General features: G+C 69.1%; 23 protein-coding genes, 1 pseudogene and 1 riboswitch. Of the genes and pseudogenes, 14 read left to right on the top strand and 10 right to left on the bottom strand.

The window, feature by feature from the left end:
• Positions 1 to 133 precede the first annotated feature (133 nt).
• A complete protein-coding gene (locus tag ABH933_RS38800; RefSeq protein ID WP_429419454.1) occupies positions 134 to 1,348 on the bottom strand; it encodes an ROK family protein in 1,215 nt (404 codons plus the stop codon).
• Positions 1,349 to 1,445: 97 nt separating this feature from the next.
• On the opposite strand from ABH933_RS38800, the gene ABH933_RS38795 reads away from it, so the two are divergent.
• Entirely contained in the window at positions 1,446 to 2,900 is a 1,455-nt protein-coding gene (locus ABH933_RS38795) for an APC family permease (protein ID WP_429419456.1), read from the top strand.
• 36 nt (positions 2,901 to 2,936) lie between these two features.
• Here ABH933_RS38795 and ABH933_RS38790 read toward each other — a convergent pair whose 3' ends face one another.
• The 5 genes from ABH933_RS38790 to ABH933_RS38770 all read right to left on the bottom strand — a co-directional run bounded on the left by ABH933_RS38790 (position 2,937) and on the right by ABH933_RS38770 (position 7,046).
• Positions 2,937 to 3,509, bottom strand: a complete 573-nt coding sequence (locus tag ABH933_RS38790; RefSeq protein WP_429419458.1) for a histidine phosphatase family protein — start codon at positions 3,507 to 3,509, stop codon at positions 2,937 to 2,939.
• Positions 3,506 to 4,363, bottom strand: a complete 858-nt coding sequence (locus ABH933_RS38785) for a CbtA family protein (RefSeq protein WP_429419459.1) — start codon at positions 4,361 to 4,363, stop codon at positions 3,506 to 3,508. The genes ABH933_RS38790 and ABH933_RS38785 overlap by 4 nt, the downstream gene beginning before the upstream one ends.
• A gap of 19 nt (positions 4,364 to 4,382) precedes the next feature.
• Positions 4,383 to 4,535 (bottom strand): CbtB domain-containing protein, encoded by a 153-nt coding sequence (locus ABH933_RS38780; RefSeq protein ID WP_245400835.1) that lies wholly within the window; start codon positions 4,533 to 4,535, stop codon positions 4,383 to 4,385.
• Between the two features lie 105 nt (positions 4,536 to 4,640).
• A riboswitch (cobalamin riboswitch) is annotated at positions 4,641 to 4,783 on the bottom strand.
• Positions 4,776 to 5,363, bottom strand: a complete 588-nt coding sequence (locus ABH933_RS38775) for a hypothetical protein (protein ID WP_429419461.1) — start codon at positions 5,361 to 5,363, stop codon at positions 4,776 to 4,778. (Overlaps the previous riboswitch by 8 nt.)
• 81 nt (positions 5,364 to 5,444) lie before the next feature.
• Positions 5,445 to 7,046: a DUF4185 domain-containing protein gene (locus ABH933_RS38770; protein WP_429420182.1), complete on the bottom strand. Its 1,602-nt coding sequence runs from the start codon at positions 7,044 to 7,046 to the stop codon at positions 5,445 to 5,447.
• A gap of 277 nt (positions 7,047 to 7,323) precedes the next feature.
• Between ABH933_RS38770 and ABH933_RS38765 the strand changes: the two are divergent.
• From ABH933_RS38765 to fahA, 8 genes and pseudogenes are all read left to right on the top strand, one after another.
• Positions 7,324 to 8,429 (top strand): annotated as a pseudogene (locus ABH933_RS38765) (molybdopterin-dependent oxidoreductase); the annotation flags it as partial.
• A gap of 215 nt (positions 8,430 to 8,644) precedes the next feature.
• A complete protein-coding gene (locus tag ABH933_RS38760) occupies positions 8,645 to 9,082 on the top strand; it encodes a MarR family winged helix-turn-helix transcriptional regulator (RefSeq protein ID WP_215917036.1) in 438 nt (145 codons plus the stop codon).
• Positions 9,083 to 9,137: 55 nt separating this feature from the next.
• Positions 9,138 to 10,493, top strand: coding sequence for an MFS transporter (locus ABH933_RS38755; protein WP_429419463.1), 1,356 nt, complete (start codon positions 9,138 to 9,140; stop codon positions 10,491 to 10,493).
• A gap of 89 nt (positions 10,494 to 10,582) precedes the next feature.
• A complete protein-coding gene (locus ABH933_RS38750; protein WP_429419465.1) occupies positions 10,583 to 11,812 on the top strand; it encodes an MFS transporter in 1,230 nt (409 codons plus the stop codon).
• A gap of 93 nt (positions 11,813 to 11,905) precedes the next feature.
• On the top strand, positions 11,906 to 12,505 hold the full coding sequence (locus ABH933_RS38745) for a TetR/AcrR family transcriptional regulator (protein WP_429419467.1): 600 nt from the start codon (positions 11,906 to 11,908) through the stop codon (positions 12,503 to 12,505).
• A 91-nt stretch (positions 12,506 to 12,596) separates the two neighbouring features.
• The gene (locus tag ABH933_RS38740; protein ID WP_215917363.1) at positions 12,597 to 12,818 is read left to right on the top strand and encodes a hypothetical protein; all 222 of its coding nucleotides are present in this window, start codon (positions 12,597 to 12,599) and stop codon (positions 12,816 to 12,818) included.
• A gap of 57 nt (positions 12,819 to 12,875) precedes the next feature.
• Positions 12,876 to 13,745, top strand: coding sequence for a hypothetical protein (locus ABH933_RS38735; protein ID WP_429419469.1), 870 nt, complete (start codon positions 12,876 to 12,878; stop codon positions 13,743 to 13,745).
• Between the two features lie 10 nt (positions 13,746 to 13,755).
• Positions 13,756 to 14,964, top strand: a complete 1,209-nt coding sequence (gene fahA, locus ABH933_RS38730; RefSeq protein WP_429419471.1) for a fumarylacetoacetase — start codon at positions 13,756 to 13,758, stop codon at positions 14,962 to 14,964.
• Positions 14,965 to 15,127: 163 nt separating this feature from the next.
• On the opposite strand, the gene ABH933_RS38725 is transcribed toward fahA, so the two are convergent.
• From ABH933_RS38725 to ABH933_RS38710, 4 genes are all read right to left on the bottom strand, one after another.
• The gene (locus ABH933_RS38725) at positions 15,128 to 15,883 is read right to left on the bottom strand and encodes a GntR family transcriptional regulator (RefSeq protein ID WP_429419473.1); all 756 of its coding nucleotides are present in this window, start codon (positions 15,881 to 15,883) and stop codon (positions 15,128 to 15,130) included.
• Entirely contained in the window at positions 15,880 to 17,202 is a 1,323-nt protein-coding gene (gene hmgA / locus ABH933_RS38720) for a homogentisate 1,2-dioxygenase (RefSeq protein ID WP_429419476.1), read from the bottom strand. Before hmgA ends, ABH933_RS38725 begins: the two co-directional genes overlap by 4 nt.
• Before the next feature lie 211 nt (positions 17,203 to 17,413).
• Positions 17,414 to 18,094 carry a PE-PPE domain-containing protein gene (locus ABH933_RS38715; RefSeq protein ID WP_429419478.1) on the bottom strand — a complete coding sequence of 227 codons (681 nt, stop codon included), beginning with the start codon at positions 18,092 to 18,094 and terminating at the stop codon, positions 17,414 to 17,416.
• A 406-nt stretch (positions 18,095 to 18,500) separates the two neighbouring features.
• Positions 18,501 to 19,364 carry an alkaline phosphatase family protein gene (locus tag ABH933_RS38710; RefSeq protein ID WP_429419480.1) on the bottom strand — a complete coding sequence of 288 codons (864 nt, stop codon included), beginning with the start codon at positions 19,362 to 19,364 and terminating at the stop codon, positions 18,501 to 18,503.
• A 223-nt stretch (positions 19,365 to 19,587) separates the two neighbouring features.
• Between ABH933_RS38710 and ABH933_RS38705 the strand changes: the two genes are divergently transcribed.
• From ABH933_RS38705 to ABH933_RS38685, 5 genes are all read left to right on the top strand, one after another.
• Entirely contained in the window at positions 19,588 to 20,628 is a 1,041-nt protein-coding gene (locus tag ABH933_RS38705; RefSeq protein WP_429419482.1) for a Gfo/Idh/MocA family protein, read from the top strand.
• A gap of 244 nt (positions 20,629 to 20,872) precedes the next feature.
• The gene (locus ABH933_RS38700; protein WP_429419484.1) at positions 20,873 to 21,985 is read left to right on the top strand and encodes a M48 family metalloprotease; all 1,113 of its coding nucleotides are present in this window, start codon (positions 20,873 to 20,875) and stop codon (positions 21,983 to 21,985) included.
• Between the two features lie 251 nt (positions 21,986 to 22,236).
• On the top strand, positions 22,237 to 23,199 hold the full coding sequence (locus ABH933_RS38695) for a DNA polymerase domain-containing protein (RefSeq protein ID WP_429419486.1): 963 nt from the start codon (positions 22,237 to 22,239) through the stop codon (positions 23,197 to 23,199).
• A gap of 33 nt (positions 23,200 to 23,232) precedes the next feature.
• Positions 23,233 to 23,817, top strand: coding sequence for an SDR family NAD(P)-dependent oxidoreductase (locus ABH933_RS38690; protein ID WP_429419488.1), 585 nt, complete (start codon positions 23,233 to 23,235; stop codon positions 23,815 to 23,817).
• 31 nt (positions 23,818 to 23,848) lie between these two features.
• Positions 23,849 to 24,310 carry a hypothetical protein gene (locus ABH933_RS38685; protein WP_429419489.1) on the top strand — a complete coding sequence of 154 codons (462 nt, stop codon included), beginning with the start codon at positions 23,849 to 23,851 and terminating at the stop codon, positions 24,308 to 24,310.
• Positions 24,311 to 24,472: the final 162 nt, after the last annotated feature.

The following is a 24,472-nucleotide window of genomic DNA, read 5'->3' as shown; positions in this document are numbered from 1 at the left end:
CGTGACGGGGTGTCAGCGATGCTATCGATTGCTTACAAAGCCCCATCGTAGGGACGCTGCTATACGCCGTCAATGGACGAATCCCATTACGCGGGTGCGGGATTCACATCCATGAACGGCGGCGTCGGCCGCCTCACGCGGGCCGTGGATCGGTGCGGCGGTCGAAGACCTGGGGCCGGGCGATGCGCAGCGCGGTGGCGATGGCGCCGAGCAGGACAGCGTCGTCGCCCAGGGTGCTCGGGGCGACCGTCGGGCGCAGTGGCGTGGAATGTGCCAGGGTGGAGCGGATCTGATCCAGCAGCAGATCGGCGCTGTGGCCCAGGCCGCCGCCGAGCACGATCAGATCCGGATCGAGCACCGCGGTCACCGCGGCGACCACCAGCGCCAGGCGCTCGCCCTCCTCGCGTACCACCTGTGCCGCAATCGGATCCCCGGCACGGGCGGCGGCGAAGACAGTCTTGGCGCTCAGGCGTCCGGGCATGCCGCGGGCGCGGGCCGCGCGCACGACCGCATCCGCGGAGACGGCCGTCTCCAGTGCGCCGCGCCGCGCCGCGGGTGCGGTGGCGGCCCCGAAGGCGGCTGGGAGGTAACCGATTTCACCCGCCGCCCCGTGTGCGCCGGTGAACAGCTCACCGTGCGAGACGATGCCGACGCCGAGGCCGGTGCCGATCAGGACGTAGACGAACAGCCGGCTGCCGCGCCCGACACCGAACGAATATTCGCCCAGGGCCGCGAGATTGGCGTCGTTGTGCATCGAGAGCTCGGAGGCGCCCAGGCGCTCGCGCAGGCCCTCCAGCAGGCCCGCGCGGCCCCAGCCCGGCAGATTGGCCGCGAAATGCACCCGCTCGTCCTGGGCGTCGAAGACGCCGGGGCTCCCGAGGCTGGTGTGCACCACCTCCGCCATGCTCACCCCCGCCTCGGCCAGCACCTGCTCGGCGGCCCGGCCGGCCAGCTCGGCGACGGCGGTGGCGGTGCGCGCCCGATTGGGAATGTCGGCGCGGGACAGCACCGTTCCGGCCAGGTCGGCGACCGCGGCGCGCAGCCGCGCCCGGCCGATATCGATGCCCAGCACGTATCCGGCGGTGGGGTCGGGCTCGTACAGCACCGCGGTGCGGCCGCGATCCGGCGCGAGGGTGCCGACCACCCGGACCAGTCCGTGTGCCTGCAGTGCCGCAAGGGCACTGGACACGGTCGGCTTGGACAGGCCGGTGTCGCGGGCGAGTTGGGCGCGGGTGGAGGATCCGGCGGTGCGCAACTGTTCGAGCAGCAGCCGTTCGTTGTTGCTGCGCAGGCGTTGCCGGTTCCACGGCTGCTCGTCCGTCGCCATCGGTGCTGGTGTCCCGTCCACGAACCCACAGTAAGTCGTCGAATCCTGACGAACTCTTGACGGCAATAGTAAAGGAACTTAACTTTATTTGAAATCAGCTCCCACTCCGGAGGCCGTCATGCCGGACGCTCGTCACCTTCCCCGCAAGATCGGCCTGTTGCAGGCCACCGCCATCAATATGAGCCAGATGGTGGGCATCGGGCCCTTCGTCACGATCCCGCTGATGGTCGCCGCGTTCGGTGGTCCGCAGGCGGTGATCGGCTGGATCGCGGGCGCCGTACTGGCCCTGGCGGACGGCCTGGTCTGGGCGGAACTCGGCGCCGCGCAGCCCGGCGCCGGGGGCACCTACATCTATCTGCGCGAGGCGTTCCAGTACCGCACCGGTCGCTTGATGCCGTTCCTGTTCGTCTGGACCGCAATGCTTTTCATTCCGCTGATCATGTCCACCGGGGTGCAGGGGCTGGTGCAGTATCTGGCCTACCTCTGGCCGTCCATGACGACCGGGCAGGGCGACCTGGTCGGCGTCGCGGTGGTCGCGCTCGTGCTGGTGCTGCTGTGGCGGCGGGTGGAGAGCATCGGGCGCCTGTCGGTGGTGCTGTGGTCGGTGATGATCGTGTCGGTGCTCGCGGTGATTCTCGCTGCCTTCACCCATTTCCATCCCGCGCTGGCGTTCACCTGGCCCGCGCACGCGATCGCGCTGACCCACGGCAGCTTCTGGCTGGGCTTCGCCTCGGGCCTGACCATCGGCATCTACGACTACCTGGGCTACAACACCACCGCGTATCTCGGCGCGGAGATCAAGAATCCGGGGCGGGTGCTGCCGCGCTCGATCATCTACGCGATCGTCGCGGTGATGGCGGTCTATCTGCTGCTGCAGATCGGGGTGCTGGGCGTGATCCACTGGCCCGATATGCTGGACCCGAAAAACGTTGCCTCCCAATCTGTTGCCTCGGCGGTGCTGGAGCACACCATGGGCAAGGCCGCCGCGGACGTGGTCACCGTGCTGATCCTGATCACCGCGTTCGCCTCGGTGTTCACCGGGCTGCTCGGCGGCTCGCGGGTGCCCTTCGACGCCGCGCACGACCGGGTCTTCTTCCGGTCCTTCGCCAGACTGCATGCGCGGCACCAGTTCCCGATGCTGGGGCTGGCCGCGATGGGTGTGATCACCGCCGCAGGATTCCTGCTGGCCCGGCACGTGGGCGCCAGCGCGGCGCATCCGCCGCTCGCCACGCTCATCGCGCTGCTGACCACCGTGATGGTGATCGTGCAGTCCTTCGCCCAGATCGCCGCGGTCACCGTGCTGCGGCGCCGCCAGCCCGGCCTGCTGCGGCCGTACAAGATGCTGCTGTATCCGCTACCGAGCATCGTGGCCGCGATTGGGTGGCTGGTCATCTACGGCTACGCCGACAAGGCCAACCCCGGCGTGCATCCCATCGAGCTGTCGCTGGCGTGGGTCGTGCTGGGGCTCATAGCCTTCCTGGTCTGGGCGCGCGTTGAACGGGTATGGCCGTTCGGGCCCAAGGAGATTCAGGAGCGGTATCTGTCCCAGCAGGATGCGGCGGCGATCGGCTGAGCGGGCTCGGCCGGACCCGGCTGTTGAGACTCTCTGTCAGTCGGCGAGTTCGTGCACGGTCGCGCGGAGCGTCCACGCGGGCGCGCGGTAATGCAGGGTGGTGGCGCTGAGTGGGAGAATGTCGATGCGCCAGAACGATTCCGGGGGAGCCGACAGGGTGCACAGGATCGCTGCGCGGACGACGGCGGGGTGGGTGACCGCGACGATCCGCTCGCCGCGGCCGGCGATATCGCCGAGCCAGGCGCGCACGCGTTCGATCAGATCGGTGATGGACTCGCCGCCGTGCCCACGGAATTCGGGATCGGTCAGCCAGCCCATCAGCAGTTCGGGCGCCAGGGAGTCCATCGGCCGCCCGGCCCATTCGCCGGATTCCAGCTCGCGCAGCGCCGGTTCGGGAGTTCCGTCCAGGCCCAGCGACCGTGTGGTCTGTGCGGCCCGCAGCTCCGGAGCGTGATAAACCGCCGACGGCTCCGGTCCGGGCAGGCCGCCCGCCTTCTCGACCGACCGCTCGCCCAGGGCGTTGAGCGGTTCGTCGGCGGGAAAGCGGGCGGCCTGCACCGCATCGGTGAGCGCGTGCGTCACCAGTGTGAGCCGGGTGACCGGACTCATACGATCGGCGCGACGGCCGGGGCGTCCGGCGTTGCGGTGCTCGCACGGCCGAACAGCCGCGGCGCCAGGGTGCCGAATCCGACTCCGATCACCATCCACAGGATCACCTGCGCGGCAAAGGAATACAGCCGGAACTGCCACAGTGTGTCGGCGGGGAAGCCCGGGTACACGATGTGGCCCGCGGGATCGGTGAGCGGCTGCGGCGTCTCGGTCGCGAAGTTGCCGTACGCGTGGTTCTCCGACAGGTGCCCGAGCGAGGGCAGCAGCAGGATCACCACGGTCATCACCACGATGAATGCCAGCGCCGAGGTCAGCACGGCATTCCAGTTGCCCAGGCGGGCCTGGAGCCTGCGGCCTAGCCAGATCGCGCCGATCAGCGCCACCGTGGACAGGACGATCATCGTCACGAACAGGAAGGTGCGTTCCTTGATCGTCTCCGGGTGGCCGATCGAGGGCGGATTGGCCGGATACTTCAGGAAGGGCACCCCGTACGTCGCCAGGAACATGCCCCCGGCCACCAGCAACGCCAGATTCCGTGGCGTGATCGAGCCGACGCGGCCCACGCAGAGGCAGTACACGACCGCGAACAGCGCGCCCATGGCCATGCCGAACACGATCATGCCGAATCCGATGCCGATGTTCGACTGCACCGTCCTGCTGAAAGTGTCCGGGCCCATATCGGGCATCGGGAGCCCGGCGGCCTGGTCCAGCGCCGCGCGCGCATCGTCACGCCCGCTCTCGTAGTCGATGGCGCGCCCGATGACCGGCTCGGCCAGCAGCCGGGCGAAGATGAATGCCAGTAAACCGGCCAGGGCGCCCACGAGCACGCCCCGGCCGATGATCCGCTTTTCCATTGTGGGTCGTCTCCTGCGATCAGTGGCAGGGGAAACCGAGGAAATGGCGCGCATCATGCACGAACTCGTGCACGTGCATGTCGCTGCCGAAGATCGAGACGGCGCCCTGATCGATGCCGATGAAGTAGTACGCCAGCAGCGCCAGCACGGTGGTGCCGGCCAGCCAGAGCATGGTGGTGGGGACGGACAGCGGGACGGCGCCGAGGCCGGAACGGGGAGCGTAGGACGTAGCCACGGTGACTCTCCTTGTGCGGGAGGGGATCTCGCGTCCCCTCGGCCGATACATGTCTCGGCGTCCGGGGTCTGACTCGCATCGGGTGACCGATGCTCACAGTGGCGCGACCGTCCCGGAGTTACACCGGATTCCACGAATCGCCGATCACATGACGATACGAAACGACCGCCGAAACGGTCAAATGGTGCGTCGGCGCCCGGTTCCTCCCCCGCGGCCGTCCGCCCCGCCGAGCCGGGCCAGAAACGCGGCGATATCACGGTGGGTGCGCAATCGGATGAACGTGATGTCCCGGTAGGCGGGGTCGGACTGCGCCGCGAGATATCGGGCGCGGTTCCGGGGGTGCGACTGCCAGGCGAAGACGATGATCGAGCGCTGCGGATCCCGGGACACCATGTTGCGCCAGTGCTCCCGATTGCCGTTCCACAGCTCGCGCCCGGTCAGCACACGGGCCGCGGTGCGCCGGATCAGCTGCGCCATGATCAGCGGCCGCGGCAGGTCCAGCCACAGCACGGTGTCCGCCCGGCTCCACACCAGATCACCGAGTTTGCCGCGGTAGTTGCCGTCGATCACCCAGGTCTCACGGGCGATGCGCTCGGCCACGACCGCCCGGAATTCCTCGTCGCCGATCGGCGTCCACCCGGGCAGGTGGTGGATGGCGTCCAGTTCGACGTGCGGGACGCCCAGTCGCCGCGAAACCCCCTGCGCGAGCGTCGTCTTCCCCGATCCCGAGGTACCCACCACCGAGATGCGCCGCATGGTCCTCACGCCACCATTCTTACGGGCCGGTGTGGCCGCCTGTCACCTTTCGCGGGTTCGCGTCGTCAACAGGGCGCGGGCGGGACACGTTCAGTCCAGCGACGCGTGCATGAGATACACGTTGTAGTGGCGATATTCCGACAGCGTGAAATACAGCTCGTGCGCGGTGGACCACGGATGGATGAAGCCGCCGTAGCCCGAGGGGTAGTCCTGGGTGCTCAGAAGTGTGGCCGGCGCGGACCAAAGGCCCTGCGGCGTAGCGGATCTGCGCAGCACGATGACGTTGTGCACCGCGTCCAGGTAGGTCATCTCCCACCGGTGCGCGCCGGTGTCGTAGCGCACCGAGAGTTCCCCGGCGACGCTGGACATGATGGGGGTGGCGGACAATTCGGCGCCGTTGCCGCCCGGCATCGGGGCCTCGAGGGTCGGCCGCCAGAAACCGTCGACCCAGTACTGGTAGGCGGTCTTGTTCAGCACCTGGTCCTGCGGGACCCGCGCCAGCGCGATCGTGCCGAAGCGCCCGTTGGGTGTGCCGAACATGTAGACGTAGCCCTCGTGCGGCGTCATCGCCACCACCTGGAACTGGCCCTGCCCGAAGATGTTGTCCCAGCGCGCATTCTCGTCGTCGACCCAGTTCTGTCCGCCGTCGTCCGAGTAGGCCAGCCCGCCGTAGTTGGTCCACCAGCGGCTCGGCCGTTTCGACCAGCGCGCCACCGACATATAGCTGAGGTACTGCCGATTGCCGAGCGCGAAACCCGATGTCGGGATCACGGTGATCTCGAAGTTGTTCACTTTGTAGCTGCCCAGCAGCTCGGTGGCGTGACAGGGCCGGTCGGAGACCATGCTGTCGATCGACATGCCGTGCGCGAGATCGTGATCGGAGCTGAATCCGAGCACGTTGCTGCGCCAGTCGCCGCCGCTGGGACCGCCGTCGTGGAATCCCGTGCCGAAGGTGTCGCCGAAGGCGATCGCGATGCGGCCCGGCGCCGACTCCCACATGAGCCCGAGGTCGGTGTCGTCGACCTGCCAGCGCGCATCGGTGCGGTTCTGCGATCCCGGACCCGTCAGCTGGCTGATCGGGTACACGTCGTGCACCCGGGGCGCGGGGACCGGCCGGGTGACGGGCGCGGGCTGCAGCGGCGGATGTTCGACCGGCGGAATCGCTTGCGGGCGTGGGCCCGTCACGTCCGGGCCGAGCAGCATGATAGGCAGCGGGATCGTCTCGGGGTCCGGTACGAACTGCAGCTTCGGCGGCTGCCACGGGGTCGGCTGGACGACCGTCGCCGTCGAGGTCGGCGGCGCGGGGGTGGTGGTCGTGGTGGTCGATGCCGGGGCCGGCTTCGGCGGACCCTCCGGCCAGGTGGGGGTGCCCGGTGGAATCGGAAGCGCCGTGCGCGGATTCCCGCCCGTCAGCTGCGGGCACGGATTGGCGCACTGATCCGCCGGGAGCGCGGCCGGTGGGATCCGGGTGCGGTTGATCTGCTTGGGGACCTTGAACGGGGTGATCTTCGGCTGTAACACCTGCACCTGCACCGTCGGCGGCTGCGCCGGGGCGGGCGGGGGGACCGGGGCCTTCGGATTCGGCATCCGCATCAGCGGGTCGAAGCCCGCCTCGCCGCACGCGTTCACCGGGGCCGGCTCCCACGGCAGGACATCGGCCCGGCCCGTCTGCGCCGTGGCCACCGCGACCATGGCCACCGCGGCACCTACCGCAACCTGTCGCAGCACCCGCTCGCGCTCCTCGGCATCCGTGCGAATTGACAACCAGACCTTATCCGACGGCCAACGACACGCGAACGCAGACGCATTCGATGCGGGGCCTCGCGCCACGAACCTGGGCCGCGCGACGGCCCGGCGGTAGCATCATCGTCATCCGTGCGTGAGAGGAAGCACCATGGACACTCGCATTGTTGCTCGGCAGTGCACCCTGTGCGAGGCCCACTGCGGGATCCTGGTCACTGTCGAGGGAGCCGAATTCACCCCCGAGCTGGCGGCCCCGCACGCGGGCGTCGACGCGGACACGATCCGCACGCTGGCCCGCGAGCACGCGGCCGCGAAGGCGGCAGTGCTGTATGCGCGGATCGGCGTCTGCCAGCAGGTGACCGGCACGCTGACGCACTGGCTGGTGAACGCCGTCAATGCGGTCACCGGGAATCTGGATCGCGCGGGCGGGCAGATGTTCGCTACCCCGCCGGTGGATGCGGCGCGGTTCGTGAAATACCTGCCGATGGGCCACGGGGCGTGGACCGACAGCTCGGGCCGGTACCGGTCGTTCCGCTCGGAGCTGCCGGTGGCGGCGCTGGCCCAGGAGATGCTCACCGAGGGCGCCGGGCGAATGCGCGCGATGATCACCTACGCCGGGAATCCAGTGCTGTCGACGCCGCAGAGAGGGCGCCTCGACGCGGCACTGGAATCGCTGGATTTCTTTGTGGCCGTGGACATGTACGTCACCGAAACCTCCCGGCACGCGGATATCATCCTGCCGCCGGTGTCCCAGCTCGAGCGCGAGGATCTCAATATCCTGTTCCCGGTGTTCAGCGTGCGCAACAACCTGCGGTACGACGCAAGGGTTTTCGATCCTTCGGCTGACGGACTGGAGGACTGGCAGATCCTGGCCCGGCTGATCACCCAGGTACTGCCGCTGCCCGCACGGGGTTTCACCGGACGTGTACTCGATGCCCTATTCGCGCAGCTGAGTCCGATGCGACTGACGGCCGTGGGCCTGGCCGCGGGGCCGTACGGCGTGCTGCGTCGTGGGCGGAAGGGGCTGACGGTCAGCAAGGTTCGTGCGATGCGCGGTGGAGCTGACCTCGGACCCCTGCGGCCAGACTGCGCCAGTTGATCGGAACACGGGACCGCACAGTGCATCTCGCTCCGCCCGAATTCCTCGACGCGGTTCGCGCACTGCCGCGAGAGGCTGCCGACGCGGGTTCGGGCGAGTACGACCTGCACCTGATCGGTCGACGTCACCTGCGCAGCAACAACTCCTGGCTGCACAACGTCCCGGCCATGGTGAAGGGCCGGGACCGCTGCACCGCGCTCATGCATCCCGACGACGCGGCCCGGCGGGGCCTCGCCGCCGTCCCGCACTCGTGGACCCGCTGTCGGGGACCGCGGCGGTGAACAGCACCCGCGTGAGCGTCGCGAAAGCCGACGTGGTGGAACCCGCGGCGGCCACCCGCGCGTCGACGCCGACCGCGTAGATCGGCCGGTCATCGGCCCTTCGGCAGTCGCGGAGCGGTCCTGCCCGAAATTTACTTAGGCAACGTAATAAGGTAAACTAAACAATCGTGGTTGAGTTGACCTCCGAGGACGATCTCGCCGCCGTGACCGCGCTTCGCGGGGCGGTCATGCGGCTCGCACGCCGCCTGCGGCATCAGCAGGTGGAGCGGTCGCTGAGTTCGGCGGAGATGCAGGTACTCGGGATACTCGCGCGCACCGGTCCGGCTACCCCCGGGGAGCTGGCCCGTAAGGAGCAGGTCCAGCCGCCGTCGATGACCAGGATCATCGTGCTGCTGGAGGAGAAGGGCCTGGTCCGGCGCGAACCACACCCACAGGACCGCCGGCAGGTGATCGTTACGGCCACCGAACCGGCGGCGCGGATTCTGGCGGAGAGCCGGCGGCTGCGGGACGCCTGGCTGGCGGACCTGGCCCGGGGGCTGACCGAGGAGGAGTGGGCGCGGCTACGTTCCGCCGCGCCGGTGCTGGAAAGGCTTGCACGGCTATGAGCTGACGAGTCTTCCGCGCCGCACGTGGAGCACGCCGTGCCCGGAGAGGCACGCAGTGACGGTGACGACAACCCACGACGAGAAGGACCTGACCGACGACCACGATCTGACCGAAACCAGCACCGAGCGAGTGCCGCCGTCCTCCGACCGGATCGGCATGTTCGCCTCGCTCCGCGTCCGCAACTATCGCTATTACTTTGCGGGCCAAGTGATTTCCAATACCGGCACCTGGATGCAGCGCATCGCCCAGGACTGGCTGGTACTGACCCTCACCGGTAGCGCCTTCGCGGTCGGCATCACCACCGCCATGCAGTTCCTGCCGATGCTGCTGTTCGGCCTGTACGGCGGGCTCATCGCGGATCGATTCCCCAAGCGGCAGCTGCTGATCATTACCCAGGCGACGATGGGTGTGCTCGCCGCCGTGCTCGCGGTGCTCGCGCTCACCGGGCACGCCCAGGTGTGGCAGGTATGCCTGCTGGCCCTGCTGCTGGGAATGGTTACGGTGGTGGACAATCCGACCCGGCAGACGTTCGTCGCGGAGGTGGTGGGCCACGCGCAGCTGCGCAACGCGGTCAGCCTGAACTCGGCGAGCTTCCAGACCGCCCGGCTGATCGGGCCCGCGGTGGCCGGTGCGGTGATCGCCGCGGTCGGTTCGGGCTGGGCGTTCGCGATCAACGCCCTCTCCTTCGTGGCCGTGATCGGCGGGCTGCTGGCGATGCGCCCCGCGGAGCTGAAGCCGTTGCCGCGCGTGCCCAGGGAGAAAGGGCAGCTGCGCGAGGGACTGCGCTACGTGAGCGAACGCCCGCAACTGATCTGGCCGATCGTGCTTGTCGGCTTCATCGGTACCTTCGGATTCAACTTCGCCACGGTGCTGTCGGGATTCGCCTACCACGTCTTCCGTGTCGACGCCGGGCGATACGGACTGCTGAACACCGCACTGGCCGCGGGCTCGCTGGTGGGCGCGCTACTGGCCTCGCGCCGCAGCCGGGTGCGCCTGCGGATGCTGGTACTCGCCGCGGTCGCCTTCGGCGTACTCGAGGCGGTGACCGCCTTCGCTCCCGAGTACTGGCTGTTCGCCGCGATGCTCACCATCGTCGGCCTGCTCGGCCTCACCTTCAACACCTTGAGTAATTCGATGGTCCAGCTGGCCACCGAGCCGATGATGCGTGGCCGCGTGATGTCCCTCTACATGATGGTCTTCACCGGCGGCACCCCCATCGGCGGCCCGATAGTCGGCTGGGTCACCGAAAGATACGGCCCCCGAACGGGTTTGTTCGCCTGCGGCGCGGTATCGGCGCTGGCCGCACTGGTGGTCGCCCGAATTCTGGCCCGCTCCAGTGGATTACGCATACGAATTTCGCGTCGGGGAGTTGCGTTCATCCCGCGTGAGCAGGTGGCCGTGGCCGTATAGCTCGCGATTGACCTAGATGGTAACGATCGATACCATCTGATCTGCCCGGCCGCGGGGGCCGGTTCGTGAGCTCTACGGACGGAAGCTGAATGGACAACAGGGAGATCGGGGCCCCGGGGCAGGGGTGGCGGGCGCGGACGGCGTTGCTGACGCTGGGGGCGTTTGCAGTCGGGACCGACGGGTTCGTCATTGTGGGGCTGTTGCCGGAGATAGGGCGGACGTTGCATGTGGGGGTGTCGGCGGCCGGGCAGCTGGTGAGTGTGTTCGCGCTGGTGTATGCGGTGTCCTCGCCGATGCTGGCCACCGTCACCGGGCGGTGGCCGCGGCGGCGGGTGCTCGTTACGGGGTTGGTGCTGCTCGGCGCCGGTAACGCGGTGACGGCGTTGGCGGGGGAGTACGGGCTCGTGCTCGCGTCGCGGGTGGTGGCGGCCGCGGGAGCGGCGATGTTCGCCGCGAGTGCGGTGGCGACGGCCGCGCACCTTGCGCCCGAGCGGCGTCGCGGGAGCGCCATCGCGATGGTGACCGCCGGGTCGACGCTCTCGCTGGTGCTGGGTGCGCCGCTGGGCACGCTCGTGGGCAGGGCCTGGGGGTGGCATGCGGCGATCTGGTTCATCACCGCCGTCGCGGGGGTCGTCGCGATCGCGATCGGCGTGTTGCTGCCGGTCATCCGGCTCGAACAGAGTGCGACGCTGCGCGAGCGGCTGACGCCGCTGACCGATCGGCGGGTGCTGAAGATCCTCGTCGTCACGCTGCTGGCATTCGTTGGCATCTTCCTGCCCTTCACCTATATGAGCGCGGTCTTCGCGCACGCGACCGGCGGCGACCAGGGCAGGCTCGCACTGTTGCTGATGATCTTCGGAATCGCAGCCACCGCAGGCAATCTCACCGCCGGGCGGCTGGCGGACCGGTACGACCCGCGGCTCGTCGTCATCGGCGCCACCCTCGGCATCGCGGTCGTCTTCCTGGTGATGCTGGTCGTGCGGGAAAGCTTTGTGGCAGTGGCGATCATGCACGCGCTGAGCGGGGTGGTAAGTTACTCGGTGATCGGGCCGCAGGCGCATCGCATCATCGCCCACGCACCGAAGGGTGGTGCGCCGCTGGTGATCTCGCTCAACGGATCCGTGGCCTACCTCGGCAACTTCGCCGCCAGTGTGCTCGGCGCGATCGTCATCGCCGCCGCCGGTGCGGTATACGTGCTGCCGATCGCCGCGGCCCTGGCGCTCACGGCGTGCCTGCTGGCCTGGTGGACCGGCAGGCCGGGCGAAGACCGGCGGGAGCGGACCGCCTCCGGAATCGGCGAGGCGACGGCCGCACGCTGAGCGGTTCGAGCGTGATGTCGCCGCCGGACGCTATCGTTCAACTATGGGGCAGCCCGTAGTCTCGAACGGGCCCCGTGGAAGTGAGGTGACATCATGCCGGTCCGTGCCGGGGAAACCATCGATCCCGAGGCCACCCGCGCCCGCGTCCTCGAGGTGGCCTCGCGGCTGTTCTACGAGCGCAGCGTCGCCGCGGTCGGCATGCGCGAGATCGCGACGGCCGCGAACGCCTCGCAGCTCACGATCTACCGGCATTTCGAGTCCAAGGAGGGCCTGGCCGCGGCGGTCGTGCGCGAGCGCAGCGATCGCACGCACGCGTGGCTCGAGCAGGAGCTGGCGGCGATTCCTGCCGGGCGGGCGCGCGTCTTCGCCCTGTTCGATCTGCTGACGCGGTCGTTTGCCACCCAGCGCTACGGTGGGTGCCCGGTGGGCAATTACGCCGTGGACAGCCGGGGCGGCCACTCCGCGCGCGAGGTCACCCGGGGGCATCTGCAGCGATATCGGGACCTGCTCGAGCGGCTGCTCGCTGAGGCGGGCGCGCCGACGCCCGCCCCCTTGGCCCGGCAGTTGCTGCTGCTGGTCGAGGGCGCGACGATGATCGCCCAGATCGACGCCGACGGCGCCTGCTGCGCCGACGCCCAGGACGCGGCGCGGGCCCTGCTCGATGCCGCCCTCGCCGCTGGCGAGGGCCGCTGAGCATTCGGCGCGTACCGCCGTATCGGCCTGGCGCCACGTATGATTCAGAGGTGACCGACTGCTTCTACACTGCGGAACAGGAGCCGTTGTGATCTCTCGATTGTTCTCCCTGCTGGTCTTCGCCTGGCTGATCATCGGTACGTTCGCGGCGGGGCAGCGCGGATACTTCACCCACATGACCGAGAACTGCGCCGATTTCGGCACCATCGCGTTGAACGTGATTGCCGGTCCGCTCAACTACACCGGCGTCGATCCCAAGATGTCCAACTGCACCCTGCCGCATCCCAAGAATCTGCCGCAGCCGAGTCAGTAAGGTGACCGGGAAGCGTTCCGGTGTGAAATCTCCGCACGTGAGTAAGGAGGTGGACAGATGCCGTACGAGGCAGTCTTCGACTCGATATGCGACGATGCCGCGATCTTCCCACCCGGCAACCTGCCTCTGGCCGAAGCGCTCGCCGCGCATCCCACACACCACCGCGCGTGGTACTCGGCGCTGGTGGGCTCGTTCGTACTCTCGGCCGCCCATATCGGCGGGCTGCCCGGAGTGCCCCACGAGCGGCTGGCCATCAGCCTGACCCTGCCGCAGGGGCCCGCGGGGCTGGAACCGGCCATCGCGGCGCTCTCCGAATTATCCGGTATCGGACTGGAATCCGTCGAGGTCGCACTGCCGCAGGGGTGCACGTTCGCCGAACTCGCCACGGCCGCAGCTGGACTGGGATCGCAGGTCGCGCGATACCTCGAGGTCCCCCGCGACGAGCGCCGGGAGGCCATCCTGAATGCCTTGCCGGGTAGCGGATTCCGCGCCAAATTCCGAACCGGAGGTGTCGTTCCGGAGGCGCATCCGAGCGAACGCGAACTGGCCGAGGCGATTCACGGCGCGGTGCGACGCCGAGTGCCCTTCAAATGCACTGCCGGGCTGCATCATGCCGTCCGGCATCGCGACGGGGAGCTGGAACAGCACGGCTTCGTCAATGTGCTGCTGGCCACCGACGCCGCTCGCTCCGGCGAGGACATCGATGAGCTCACCGGCATTCTCGGCGAGCGCTCGGGCGATGCGCTGGTGCGGTGGCTGCGCAAGGCCGGTGAACAACGGCTCCTGGCCGCGCGCTCGTCGTTCGTATCGTTCGGAACGTGCAGTATCGCCGATCCGGTCGCCGACCTGGTCGAGCTCGGATTGATCGACAGGCCCCACGGGGATGACGAACCGGCGCCGCGGGCGGGCTCCGCGCGGCCGCTGTGAAGGAGGCTGAATGACCTGGCTGGATGTGCCGAGCGACTCACCGTTCGGCGTCGCCAACCTGCCCTACGGCGTGTTTGCTCCGGCCGGGGGAGAACCCCGCGCAGGCGTGCGGATCGGCGATGCGGTCGTGGGCCTCGCCGCGGTCCTGGGCGACAAGGTGTTTGCCGAACCGACCCTGAACGCGTTTCTCGCGCAGGGACGCACCCGCTGGCACGAGGTGCGCTCCCGGATCGTCGAACTGCTCACCGATGTGCGGCACGCCGGCGTCGTGCGGCCCGCGCTGCATCGCCTGGCCGACGTGCGGTTGCTGCTGCCCATCGCCGTGGGCGACTACGTCGATTTCTATGCCAGCGAACACCATGCGTCCAATGTCGGGAGGATCTTCCGCCCGGACACCGAGCCGCTGACCCCGAACTGGAAGCATCTTCCGATCGGCTACCACGGCCGCTCCGGCACCATCGTGGTGTCGCAGACGCCGATCGCGCGGCCACAGGGGCAGCGCAAGACGCCCGCCGATCCGGAACCTGTCTTCGGTCCGTCCCAGCGCCTGGACATCGAGGCCGAGGTGGGCTTCGTGGTCGGCACCCCCTCGCGGTGGGGAACTCCGGTGGCACAGCGGGATTTCGCCGAGCACGTCTTCGGGGTGTGCCTGGTGAACGACTGGTCCGCGCGCGATCTGCAGGCCTGGGAGTATGTCCCGCTGGGTCCGTTCCTGGCGAAATCCTTTGCCACGTCGGTCTCCCCGTGGATCGTCCCCCTCGAGGCCCTCGAACATGCCCGGGTCGCGCCGCCGCCCCGGGACCGCGAATTGCTCCCGTACCTACAGGATTCGGAGAATTGGGGCCTGGACCTGAGCCTGGAGGTGCGGCTCAACGGGGAATCGGTATCGCGGCCACCCTTTTCGAGCATGTATTGGACCCCCGCGCAGATGCTCGCCCACATGACGATCAACGGCGCGTCGGTGCGCACCGGTGACTTCTACGCCTCGGGCACCGTGAGTGGTCCGGAGCGGGAGCAGCGCGGCTCGCTGCTGGAGCTGTCGTGGGGCGGCAAGGAGCCGATCACCCTGTCGGACGGGACGATTCGCACCTTCCTCGAGGACGGCGACGAGGTCGTCATCACCGCGACGGCGCCGGGACCGGGGGACTCCAGGATCGGGTTCGGCGAGGTCGTGGGACGCATTCTGGGAACATTCGCCTCGCGGCTCGATGATCGATAGGAACATGTCGCGGACGAGCCGCAGGCGCCGTTCGCGGGGCCGGGGCGTCGGGGTACGGGCGGTTCGGGGGACGCTGGGTGATGGAGTCGTTCTCGAACACCCGATGGGTGACCGTCGCCGCCGAGCACGCGCGATTCCCGCTGTAGGTCATTCGTTCCGGAATTCAGTGGTCGGCCCGGATGATGACCGAATATTTGAACCGATCGCCGCGATAATGGATGCGGGCGGTGTCCACCACCCGGCCGCTCTCATCATGAACGACGCAGGTACACAACAGGATCGGGCTCAGCAGCGCGACACCGAGCAGCCCGGCCAGCTCCGGGGTGGCAAGGCGGGCCTCGACGTCGTTCTCGATCCGCTCGATCCGCACCCCCGCCCGCTCGCGCAGCGCCTGCGTCATCGGGACTGCGCGCAGGTCCTCGTCGGTGATCGCGGCCGCGTGCTCGGGCAGGATCCAGTTGTCCGCGCAGCTGATCGGTTCGCCGTGTTCGCTCCGTAACCGCCGGAAGTGCACCAGCCGATCGGCCCCCGGGAAGTGGGCGGCCAGCTCGGGCGGCACCGCCACTTCCTCCCGCGTGACCACTTCCACCTCCAGTGAGACCTGCTGCACCACAACGGTATCCACGGTGCCGAGCACGGTGAGCGGCGGCCGGGGTGCGCGGGCCCGGTCCGTGACGAAGGTCCCGTGGCGGCGCCGGCGCTCGATGATGCCCTCCTCGTCGAGCGCCTTGAGCGCCCGGCGCATGGTCACCACGCTGACGCCATAGTGCGCCGCGAGCTCGTCCTCGGTGGGCAGGCGGTCGGGATCGCCGGGCCCGCGGCCGAAGATCGTGGTGCGCAGGTGCTGGGCGACCTGATACCACAGCGGCAGCTCACGATCGAGACTCGCGGCGGCGGGCGTCAGGGTGGGACCGGTCATCCGTTGAAGCCCCGGCGCACGCCCTGCCAGACCGCGTCGTAGCCGGGCTGCAGATGCGTTGCGGTGCGGGCGAAATCGGTGACGACCACGGGCCAGCGGGTCTCGAACATGAAAGCCAGTGTGTCGGTGACCTTCTGGGGTGTCAGCTCCTGGGTGCTGGCCTTGGCGTACGTGTCCGCGTCGGGGCCGTGCGCGGACCACATGTTGTGCAGGCTCGCCCCGCCCGGCAGGAAGCCCTCGGCCTTGGCGTCGTACACGCCGTGGACCAGGCCCATGAATTCGGACATCACGTTGCGGTGGTACCACGGTGGCCGGAAGGTGTCCTCGCTGACCAGCCAGCGCGGCGCGAAGATCACGAAGTCGGCGTTGGCCTGCCCCGGGGTGTCCGAGGGGGAGGTGAGCACGGTGTAGATGGAGGGATCGGGATGGTCGTAGGTGACCGTGCCCATGACGTTGAACCGGGCCGTATTGTACTTGTAGACAGCGTGATTGCCGTGCCAGGCGACGACGTCCAGGGGGGAGTGGTCGTAGTCGGCGGCCCACAGGCGCCCGCCGAACTTCTGCACCACCTGCACGGTCTCCTCCCGATCCTCGTACGCCGCAATGGGATACAGGAAGTCGCGCGCGTTGGCCAGGCCGTTCGCGCCGATCGGGCCGAGCTCGGGCAGGACGAAGTGGTGGCCGTAGTTCTCGCATACGTAGCCGCGTGCCACCTCGTCGAGCAGCTCCACCCGGAATCGCACGCCCCGGCCGATCACCGCGATCTCGCCCGGAATCACGTGCAGCCGACCGTATTCCGTATGCAGGACCAGTGCGCCGATTTCGGGGACCAGCAGCAGCTCGCCGTCCGCGTCGACGAAGTAGCGGTCGGTCATGGACTTCGAGGCTGCGTACAGGTGAATGCCGATCCCGGTGCGCTCGAGCACATTTCCGTTGGCGCCCATGGTGTAGAGCCCGTCGATGAAGTCGGTCGGTGCCTGCGGCAGCGGCAGCGGGCCCCACCGCAACCGGTTCGGGTCGGCCACCGCGTCGCGCAACGGCGCGCTGCGCAGCGAGCCGGAGTCGATCGGTACGAATGGCGGATGCGCCGCGGACGGGCGGATCCGGTAGACCCAGCTGCGGCGGTTGTGCGCGCGGGGTTCGGTGAAGGCCGTCGCGGAGTGCTGCTCCGCGTAGAGCCCCAGCGGGGCGCGCTGCGGCGAGTTGCGCCCCACCGGCAGGGCGCCGGGCACCGCTTCGGTGCTGTGCTCGTTGCCGAAACCGGCCGAGTAGGCGAATTCGGTGACGGCGGGGGTGTGCGTCTCGATCGTGCCGGTCATATCGGCCTCCTGCCAGCTCCCATTCCTATTGAATATAATAGGAATGGGGTCGTGCTGGGTCAACAGGATCCACCAGGCGTTTTCGGCGACGCCGGACAATCGAGGGGAAGTGATGACCGCACTCGGGGCTGAACCGGCGTCGAGTCGGCGACGTCGCCCCGCACCGGCACGACCTCGCGTCGATCATGTCGATCTGCCGGGCGGCCGTCTTTCAGGCTTGCTGGTTGAGTATGGTGGCAAGCCGGTCGAGGTAGCCGCCGTCGATGTAGGCGGTGGTGTGTTGCCCGCCGAAAAGGTAGCCGTAGACCAGTCTTCCGGCCTCGATCAGCTGTCCGGGGGAGTAATCGGCCGTGGGCCACTCGCCTTCGAGCAGGCTCGCCGCCAGCTCGGGGGTCCAGTCCAGGGTCGCGAAGGTGAAGGGCGAGACGCCCGTAGCCAGATCGCGCAGGGGAGACCTCGGGGGGCAACTGGTGATGCCGTCCATGGGGTTGGCCGCGGTGAAGACGGGAATGCCCGTGGGCCAGGCGGCATGTGGGCCGTTGATGCCCTCGCCGGCGGAATCCGCGTCGATCGATTCGCCCGGAGCGCGGTTCGGATTCGCCACCACCGCGGCCCAGGCGAGCTCGCAATCCTGGTACTGCCCTTGCGCTTTCAGCTCGAGGAACCGGCTGACCAGTTCCGCGCCCAGGCTGTAGCCCAGCAGCCCGACCAGATTCGGGGTCGCTCGGATCGCCGCGGCCACCAGCGGTAGCCCCGTGGCGATCGATTGCTCCTCGGACGGTCCGGCCGGGTTGTGGTCGGCATTGAAGGGGCCCACCGATGCCGGGTACGGAATGTCCTGCCCGACAACGTACAACGAGGTGTCCAACTGATCGGTGACGTTCGTGAGCATGTTGGGACTTGTGAGCGGTTCGGCCGCTCCGCGACAGGTCAGTACGGTGATCACGCTGTCACCGGCTCATCGAAGCGCATATGTCTCACCAATGAGAGAGGGGCTACTGTACAGCACATTGTATTCGCCGGTCGGCGACGGCGATTGCACCGCCGGGTCTCGATTTCGTGACCGTTTCCCGGTCCGGCGATGAATTCGGGACTCCCGGACGGAGAACGCCGCCGGGCGGTGGCCGCGCACGACGTTCGTCGAGAGCGTCGAGGCCGCGATCGCCGCGGCGCAGGAGACAGCTCCTCGGCGATCCGGTGGTCGTCCAGGGGCGGCGGGCGCTGCACCTGCGATACCCGGTCGCGGGGCGCTGAAAGTTGTTGCGCTGTACGTGGTTCGGCCCGGTGCTCGCCCCGGGCTAACGCCAGATGTCCGTGATCGGGGTCGCGCGTGCCGCCCCGCCGAGCGGCGGCAGGCCGTAGGCATCCTCGATGGTGCGCAGCACCGAGTAGTGGTCGATGTGTTCGGCGTACCGGCCGGGGGTGACACCGGCGCCGGCGACGATGGTCGGGATGTGATTGGCACCGGTGCCCTCGTCCTCGTCGAAGGTCACCACCAGCAGGCTGTTGTTCGCCCGCGCCCAATCGGCGTAGCGGCCCATGGCGTTTCGCAACCACGTATCGCCGGTGGGTACTGGGCAGTCGTGCATGTCGTTGCACATGTCCGGGCTGACGAATGCGACCGTCGGAAGTCGTGAGTAATCAGCCGGAAAGGCCGAGAAGGGCTGATTGGCACCCGGGGGGACGGTGCCGAAATTCACCCAGCCGTTGTGTTTTCGGGCGTATCGGCCGTTGCTGCCCGTGCACCCGGTGTACCCGGGGCCGGGCATCGATTCGGCGTATCCGATGAAGGAGTGGCCGGACGAATTCAGCTGGGCGCCAAGGTTGTCCACTCCGTTGAAGGTGTGCGGACAGCTGTCGTTCGTGACGCCCTGCGTATTTCCGGAGAACAGCCCGATGTAGTTCGGCTGGCTGGGGTGGGTGAGGGCATGTGAGTCGGTGAACAGTGCGCCCGTGGCGGCGAGCTGGTTGAAGTAGGGAGCCTGGGACCCGCCGATGATGCTGTCGTACCCGCGGTTCTCGAACATCACCAGCACGATGTGAGCGAACCGGGGAATCGGCGCGGCGGACGCTGCGGGCGGCGCCGACACGGCGGCCAGGGCCAGGGCGGCGACCCCGGTCAGGACGCCGAGGACGCGGGCAATTCCGGAGATCCCGGGCATGGGCACTCCTGAGGACGGTTGTTCCGGCGGTCACGACGAGACATCGGAACCATAGCGCACCCGGGTGGCCGCCCGGTCCGCACGGCCGATGTGCTTGCCGTGGGGCGGTCCGATCGTATGTACTCACCAGGCCGGGGCTCCCGGTGGGGATCGACGGGGCGGCGGTATGGGTTCCGAGACGGGCCGCTCGGCCGGCAACGGTCGTTCGAGGGAGAGGGTTGAGATGTCGCAGCTGGGCGTCGCAGTGGTGGGTTATGGGCTGGCCGGGGCGGTGTTCCACGCGCCGCTGATCGCCGCGGAGCCCCGGATGCGGGTGGCCGTCGTGGTGACATCCTCGCCCGAGCGGGCCGAGCAGGCCCGCGGCGAACATCCGGGCGTTCGGGTGCTCGCAGGTGTGGACGAGCTGTTCGCAGATCCGTCCGGAATCGATCTGATCGTGGTCGCCACGCCCAATCGCAGTCACGCCTCGATCGCGTTGCGGTCGATCGAGGCCGGGATTCCGGTCGTGGTGGACAAGCCGTTCACCGTGACCTCCGCGGAGGCCAGGGAGGTGATCGCCGCGGCCGACCGGCGCGGGGTGATGGTGTCGGTCTTCCAGAATCGGCGCTGGGACAGCGATTTTCGCACCGTCCGCAGTCTGGTCGACGGTGGTCGTCTGGGCGAGGTGCAGCGGTTCGAATCCCGGTTCGAGCGGTGGCGGCCGGCGGTCAAGGGCGGGTGGCGCGAGGTGGGCGGGGCCGCCGAGGGCGCCGGGTATCTGTACGACCTCGGCAGCCATCTGGTGGACCAGGCGCTGACGCTGTTCGGCCCGATCAGCGACGTGTACTGCGAACTGGATCGCCGCCGGGCCGGAGTGCTGGCCGACGACGACGCCTTCGTAGCCCTCACCCACGCGTCCGGCGTCCGGTCGCATCTGTGGATGAGCGCCGTCAGCGGCCAGGCGGGCCCGCGATTTCGTGTCCTCGGATCCGAAAGCGCCTACGTCGTGCACGGTCTCGATCCCCAGGAGGCGGACCTCCGCGAGGGCCGTCGTCCGGGCGATGGAAAGCCCTGGGGCGCAGTTGATCCCGAGAGCTGGGGCCGGCTCGGGACGGACGAGGATACGCGCCGAATCCCGACCGAGCCCGGCGACTATCCCGCGTTCTATCGCGGCATGGCCGACGCGCTCCTCGACGGCACACCGGTCCCCGTCGATCCCCGGGACGCCCTCGGGACCCTGCTGGTCCTGGAGAAAGCGGCCGAGTCCGCGGGCCGCCGCGCCTGATCGAAACATTCGTCGACGTGTGCCCACTCCACACCGCGAGGGCGATGACGCGTCGCCCGGGCGGCTATGAATCTGCTGGTCGAGGGGCTGTGATGCGCCACGATCGAGGCACGGACAGGGGCGGGTAGCAGGCCGCGTAATCGATTGTCGGGCAGGGTTCTTCGCGGGACACATGAGGTACCGTGGGGAAAGGCTGGGTGCCAGACTGCCGGGCGCCCATCTCCGCGCGAAAGGGGAGGGCGCGATGTCCGTATTCCGACCGAAGGGCCGCCGCACGCGCCGCGGCTGGTCACGCACGCGGCAGCCCGCCCTCACGCGACCGTCCTGGGACACGGCGTACAGCGCCTACTGGGAGGCGCCGGAGTCTCGAGGGCAGCGGCTGCTCGGCGGTGCGCGGTGGCGCGAGCGTCTCGAGCGATATGTGTATCCGCCTGCGGCGCTGTGTGTCTCACTGCCCACGATGGCCATCGGCGGTGCGCTCGTCGGGGCGCCGGGACTGCTGCTCGACTGGCAGCTCGCCGCATTTCTGATGGCGATGTGGCTGGCATCCGGAGTGACCGTGTTCGTCGGCCGGAACAGTGCGGCATTGGCCCTGACCGTCTACGGATTCCGGCGTTCGTCACGGGTCGAGGGGCCCCGGCTGGAGTCCGCGTGGCGCGCGGTGTGCGGCTCGGCGGGAGTGGACGGTACCCGATACTCGCTCTGGGTCGAGAAGTCGACGTCGGTCAATGCGTACGCGGCCGCGGGACGGATTGTCGGAGTGACCGATTGGGCGCTGCGCGAACTCACCCCGAGGCAGTTGGAGGCGGTACTGGCCCACGAACTCGGTCACCACCTGGATGCGCTGCCGCAGATGCGGGTGCTGGCCCGCTGGTACGGCCTGCCGGTCACGCTGCTGTTCCGCCTGCTCGGACTGCTGCTGAGGGCCGCCGACGACACCGTGCGGACCGCGGCCGAGCGGCGCGATCGGGACGTGCCCGTGGTCTTCCGGCCGGCGGTGCTGGTGGTGTGGGCCACGGGTGTGCTCGCCGCCTACCTGGCCGTCGGCGTGGTGCTGATCCTGACGTTCGGCTGGCTCGTCACGCTGGTCCTGATCCCACTGCTCGTCGTGCAGCCCCTGGCCGAGGCCGCCGTCTCGCGCCTGGGGGAGACCCGGGCCGACCGGTTGTCCGTCGATCTCGGGTACGGCGAGGAGCAGTGCGAGGTCCTGCGGCAGTGGGCCTCCGAGCCGCAGGCGCCGTCGCTGCCCCCGATCGTCGGATGGTTGCACAGCCATCCGCCCACCGAGCGGCGCATCGCCGCGATCCAGGCCCGCCTGGCCGGTCGGTTGTCGCTACCGGATGTTCCCGAGGGCTGATGTCGCGCGGTTCGCGAGCCGGGGGCCGGGCCGGTTCTCGCTCTGCCTGCCCGCCCCGGACGAATGCGGGCCTCGACGGTGATTGACGTGCCCGTCGATCGGGCGCAAGGTAGGCCGGTGCCAGCCTACGAGCGAACGATCGGTCCGGTGCATGACAGCGTCGGCCGGCCGCACCATGCCGAGTGCGGGGCCCAGTCGCGTCGACGGGCCGGGCGGTCTCGGCGGATCGAGTGCGGAGGTGGAATCCGGCCATGAGTCAGGGTGCCCGTGAGGGATTGAAGCTGACCAGTCTCGACAGTCCGCTGTTCGACGGGAGCGACGCGACCAAGGGGGATCTCCTGGACTACCTGGAGGCCGTCGGGGAGCGGCTGGTCCGGGGGCTGCGGGAGCGGCCGCTGTCGGTGGTGCGGGTGCGGCCGGGGCAGGAGCAGTTCATGCAGAAGAATCTGCCGAAATACACACCCGACTGGGTGCACCGGGTGACGGTGTGGGCGGAGAGCTCGAAACGCGAAGTGTCGTACGCGTTGTGCGACGACGTCCGGACGCTGCTGTGGTTCGGCAATCAGCGTGCCGTCGAGTACCACGTGACGCTGCTGGCCGCGGCGGGCCTGGCCGACTATTCCGGCAGCCCAACGCATCTCGTGCTCGATATCGATCCCGCACTCGGCAGTCCGTTCCGGCAGGTGGTGGATGCCGCCGAACTGATCCGCCGGGCACTGGAAGCCGACGGGCTCGCCGGAGCGGTGAAAACCAGCGGCTCCAAGGGCGTGCACATCTTCGTCCCGATCGGGCCCGGGGTGAGTATCGAGGACGCCGCGGCCGCCACCCGCGCTGTCGCCGCGCGCGCCGAACGCCTGGACCCCGCCCTCGCGACCACGGCCTTCATCCGAGAGGGCCGGGGCGGCAAGGTTTTTCTCGACTCCACCCGCGCGGGCGGCGCGACGGTCGTGGCGGCATACAGTCCGCGGGTGCGGCCCGGGACGACCGTGTCCTTCCCGGTCAGCTGGGCCGACCTGCCCGACGTCGACCCGCGCGACTTCACGATCCGCACCGCCGCAACCGAACTCGGCGATCGCGACCCCTGGACCGAGTACATGCCCGCCCCGCAGCCGCTGCCTGCCGATCTCGTCGCGGAGGGACACACCATCCCGGTGGCGCGCGTGCAGGCGATGCACGAGGGCAAGCGCCGCGCCCGCGCCCGCCGCGAATCGTAATCCCCTGGCATCGGTTCCACGACGCGGTCCTCTGTGGTCACCGGCGGCGGACGCGGAATCGGCCGCGCAATCGTGGAACGGCTGCTGACCCGCGGGCACGCGGTGGTAGTCGTCGAGCGTGATGCCGAGTCGCTGTCGTGGGCGCGGGGGCGGGTCACCGTGGTTGCGGGAGACGCCGCCGTATTCCGTGATGCCGCACTGGATTCCGGCGGGGCGGACCTGGTACTGGACCTCGTCGACGCGAACCTGCGGCCCGTCGTCGTCGGTTCCGGGACCGCCGTGCGCCGTTTCCTCGCCGCCGGTGCGGGCGGCTCGATTGTGAATATCAGTTCCCATCAAGCCCGCCGACCGGTCCCCGGCGCGCTGTCGTACAGCACCGCCAAGGCCGCAATCGAGGGGCTGACCAGGGCGTTGGCCGTGGAGTACGGCCGGCACGGGATCCGGGCGAACGCGGTAGCACCGGGCTCGGTCACGACGGTGGGCCGTGTCGCCACGAGCGAGGAAGTCGCCGCCGCCGTCGAGTTCCTGCTGTCGGGGGATGCCGGCTTCATCAACGGAGCCACCGTGCCGGTCGACGGCGGCCGTTCGGTGCCGGCGCTCGACCCCGAGGCCCGATGAAGGCAGCGCCGGGCCGGTAGGATCGGCGGGCGTGACGGTTGTGCGGTCTGCCCCGCGGCGCGTCGGCGCGGGCCGGCTGCTCGTCGCCGCCGCCGTGCTGCTGGGCATGTTCCTGCTGCAGAACGCACACTGCGCCGCCGATGGTGGCGGTCCGACCGTTCCGGCAGTCCGGATCCTGATCAACAGCGACGGTGACTGTGTCGCGATGTCGCATATCGGGGACGATGCGACACCCGTGCCCGCGCCCGGCGAGGGGAACGTCGCTGCCGCGGCGATGGTTTCGCACGGCGGTGGCGATCGGATCCATCCGGCGGGCCAGGTCACGATGGCCTGCCTGGCGGTATTCCTGGCCTTGCTGACCGCTGTGGCGATGCTGTCCCCGATCCGGTCGATGCCGCGGGTTCGCCCCTTCGGACCGGTGAACTTCCGTCGGCCGACCTGCGTGTTGCCACGCGCGCTCACCCTTTCTCAACTCTGCGTGCTGCGGACATAGATCGCGCGATCCGCGCTCCCGCGCCGACGACGATGCCTTGGTTCGGGCTTCTTCCCTGCCCGGCGCCCGTCGTTGCCGTGGCGTCCGATGTGTGTGTCGGAACCGGCCCCGCGTGCAGCAGGGCCGTCGGAACTCATGCCCGGACGGCGCCCGCATCCGATC

This window comes from Nocardia sp. GP40 (assembly GCF_050434125.1).
Classification (GTDB): domain Bacteria; phylum Actinomycetota; class Actinomycetes; order Mycobacteriales; family Mycobacteriaceae; genus Nocardia; species Nocardia albiluteola.
The sequence above is the reverse complement of the archived record's forward strand: the minus strand, read 5'-3'. Positions and strand labels throughout refer to the sequence as shown.

Bases quoted from the DNA above. Each gene is read 5' to 3' on its own strand.
- ABH933_RS38795 (WP_429419456.1), top strand. From the start codon at position 1,446: ATGCCGGACGCTCGTCACCTTCCCCGCAAGATCGGCCTGTTGCAGGCC.
- ABH933_RS38790 (WP_429419458.1), bottom strand. From the start codon at position 3,509: ATGAGTCCGGTCACCCGGCTCACACTGGTGACGCACGCGCTCACCGAT.
- ABH933_RS38785 (WP_429419459.1), bottom strand. From the start codon at position 4,363: ATGGAAAAGCGGATCATCGGCCGGGGCGTGCTCGTGGGCGCCCTGGCC.
- ABH933_RS38780 (WP_245400835.1), bottom strand. From the start codon at position 4,535: ATGCTCTGGCTGGCCGGCACCACCGTGCTGGCGCTGCTGGCGTACTAC.
- ABH933_RS38770 (WP_429420182.1), bottom strand. From the start codon at position 7,046: ATGGTCGCGGTGGCCACGGCGCAGACGGGCCGGGCCGATGTCCTGCCG.
- ABH933_RS38750 (WP_429419465.1), top strand. From the start codon at position 10,583: ATGGACAACAGGGAGATCGGGGCCCCGGGGCAGGGGTGGCGGGCGCGG.
- ABH933_RS38745 (WP_429419467.1), top strand. From the start codon at position 11,906: ATGCCGGTCCGTGCCGGGGAAACCATCGATCCCGAGGCCACCCGCGCC.
- ABH933_RS38735 (WP_429419469.1), top strand. From the start codon at position 12,876: ATGCCGTACGAGGCAGTCTTCGACTCGATATGCGACGATGCCGCGATC.
- fahA (WP_429419471.1), top strand. From the start codon at position 13,756: ATGACCTGGCTGGATGTGCCGAGCGACTCACCGTTCGGCGTCGCCAAC.
- ABH933_RS38725 (WP_429419473.1), bottom strand. From the start codon at position 15,883: ATGACCGGTCCCACCCTGACGCCCGCCGCCGCGAGTCTCGATCGTGAG.
- hmgA (WP_429419476.1), bottom strand. From the start codon at position 17,202: ATGACCGGCACGATCGAGACGCACACCCCCGCCGTCACCGAATTCGCC.
- ABH933_RS38715 (WP_429419478.1), bottom strand. From the start codon at position 18,094: ATGCTCACGAACGTCACCGATCAGTTGGACACCTCGTTGTACGTTGTC.
- ABH933_RS38710 (WP_429419480.1), bottom strand. From the start codon at position 19,364: ATGCCCGGGATCTCCGGAATTGCCCGCGTCCTCGGCGTCCTGACCGGG.
- ABH933_RS38705 (WP_429419482.1), top strand. From the start codon at position 19,588: ATGTCGCAGCTGGGCGTCGCAGTGGTGGGTTATGGGCTGGCCGGGGCG.
- ABH933_RS38700 (WP_429419484.1), top strand. From the start codon at position 20,873: ATGTCCGTATTCCGACCGAAGGGCCGCCGCACGCGCCGCGGCTGGTCA.
- ABH933_RS38695 (WP_429419486.1), top strand. From the start codon at position 22,237: ATGAGTCAGGGTGCCCGTGAGGGATTGAAGCTGACCAGTCTCGACAGT.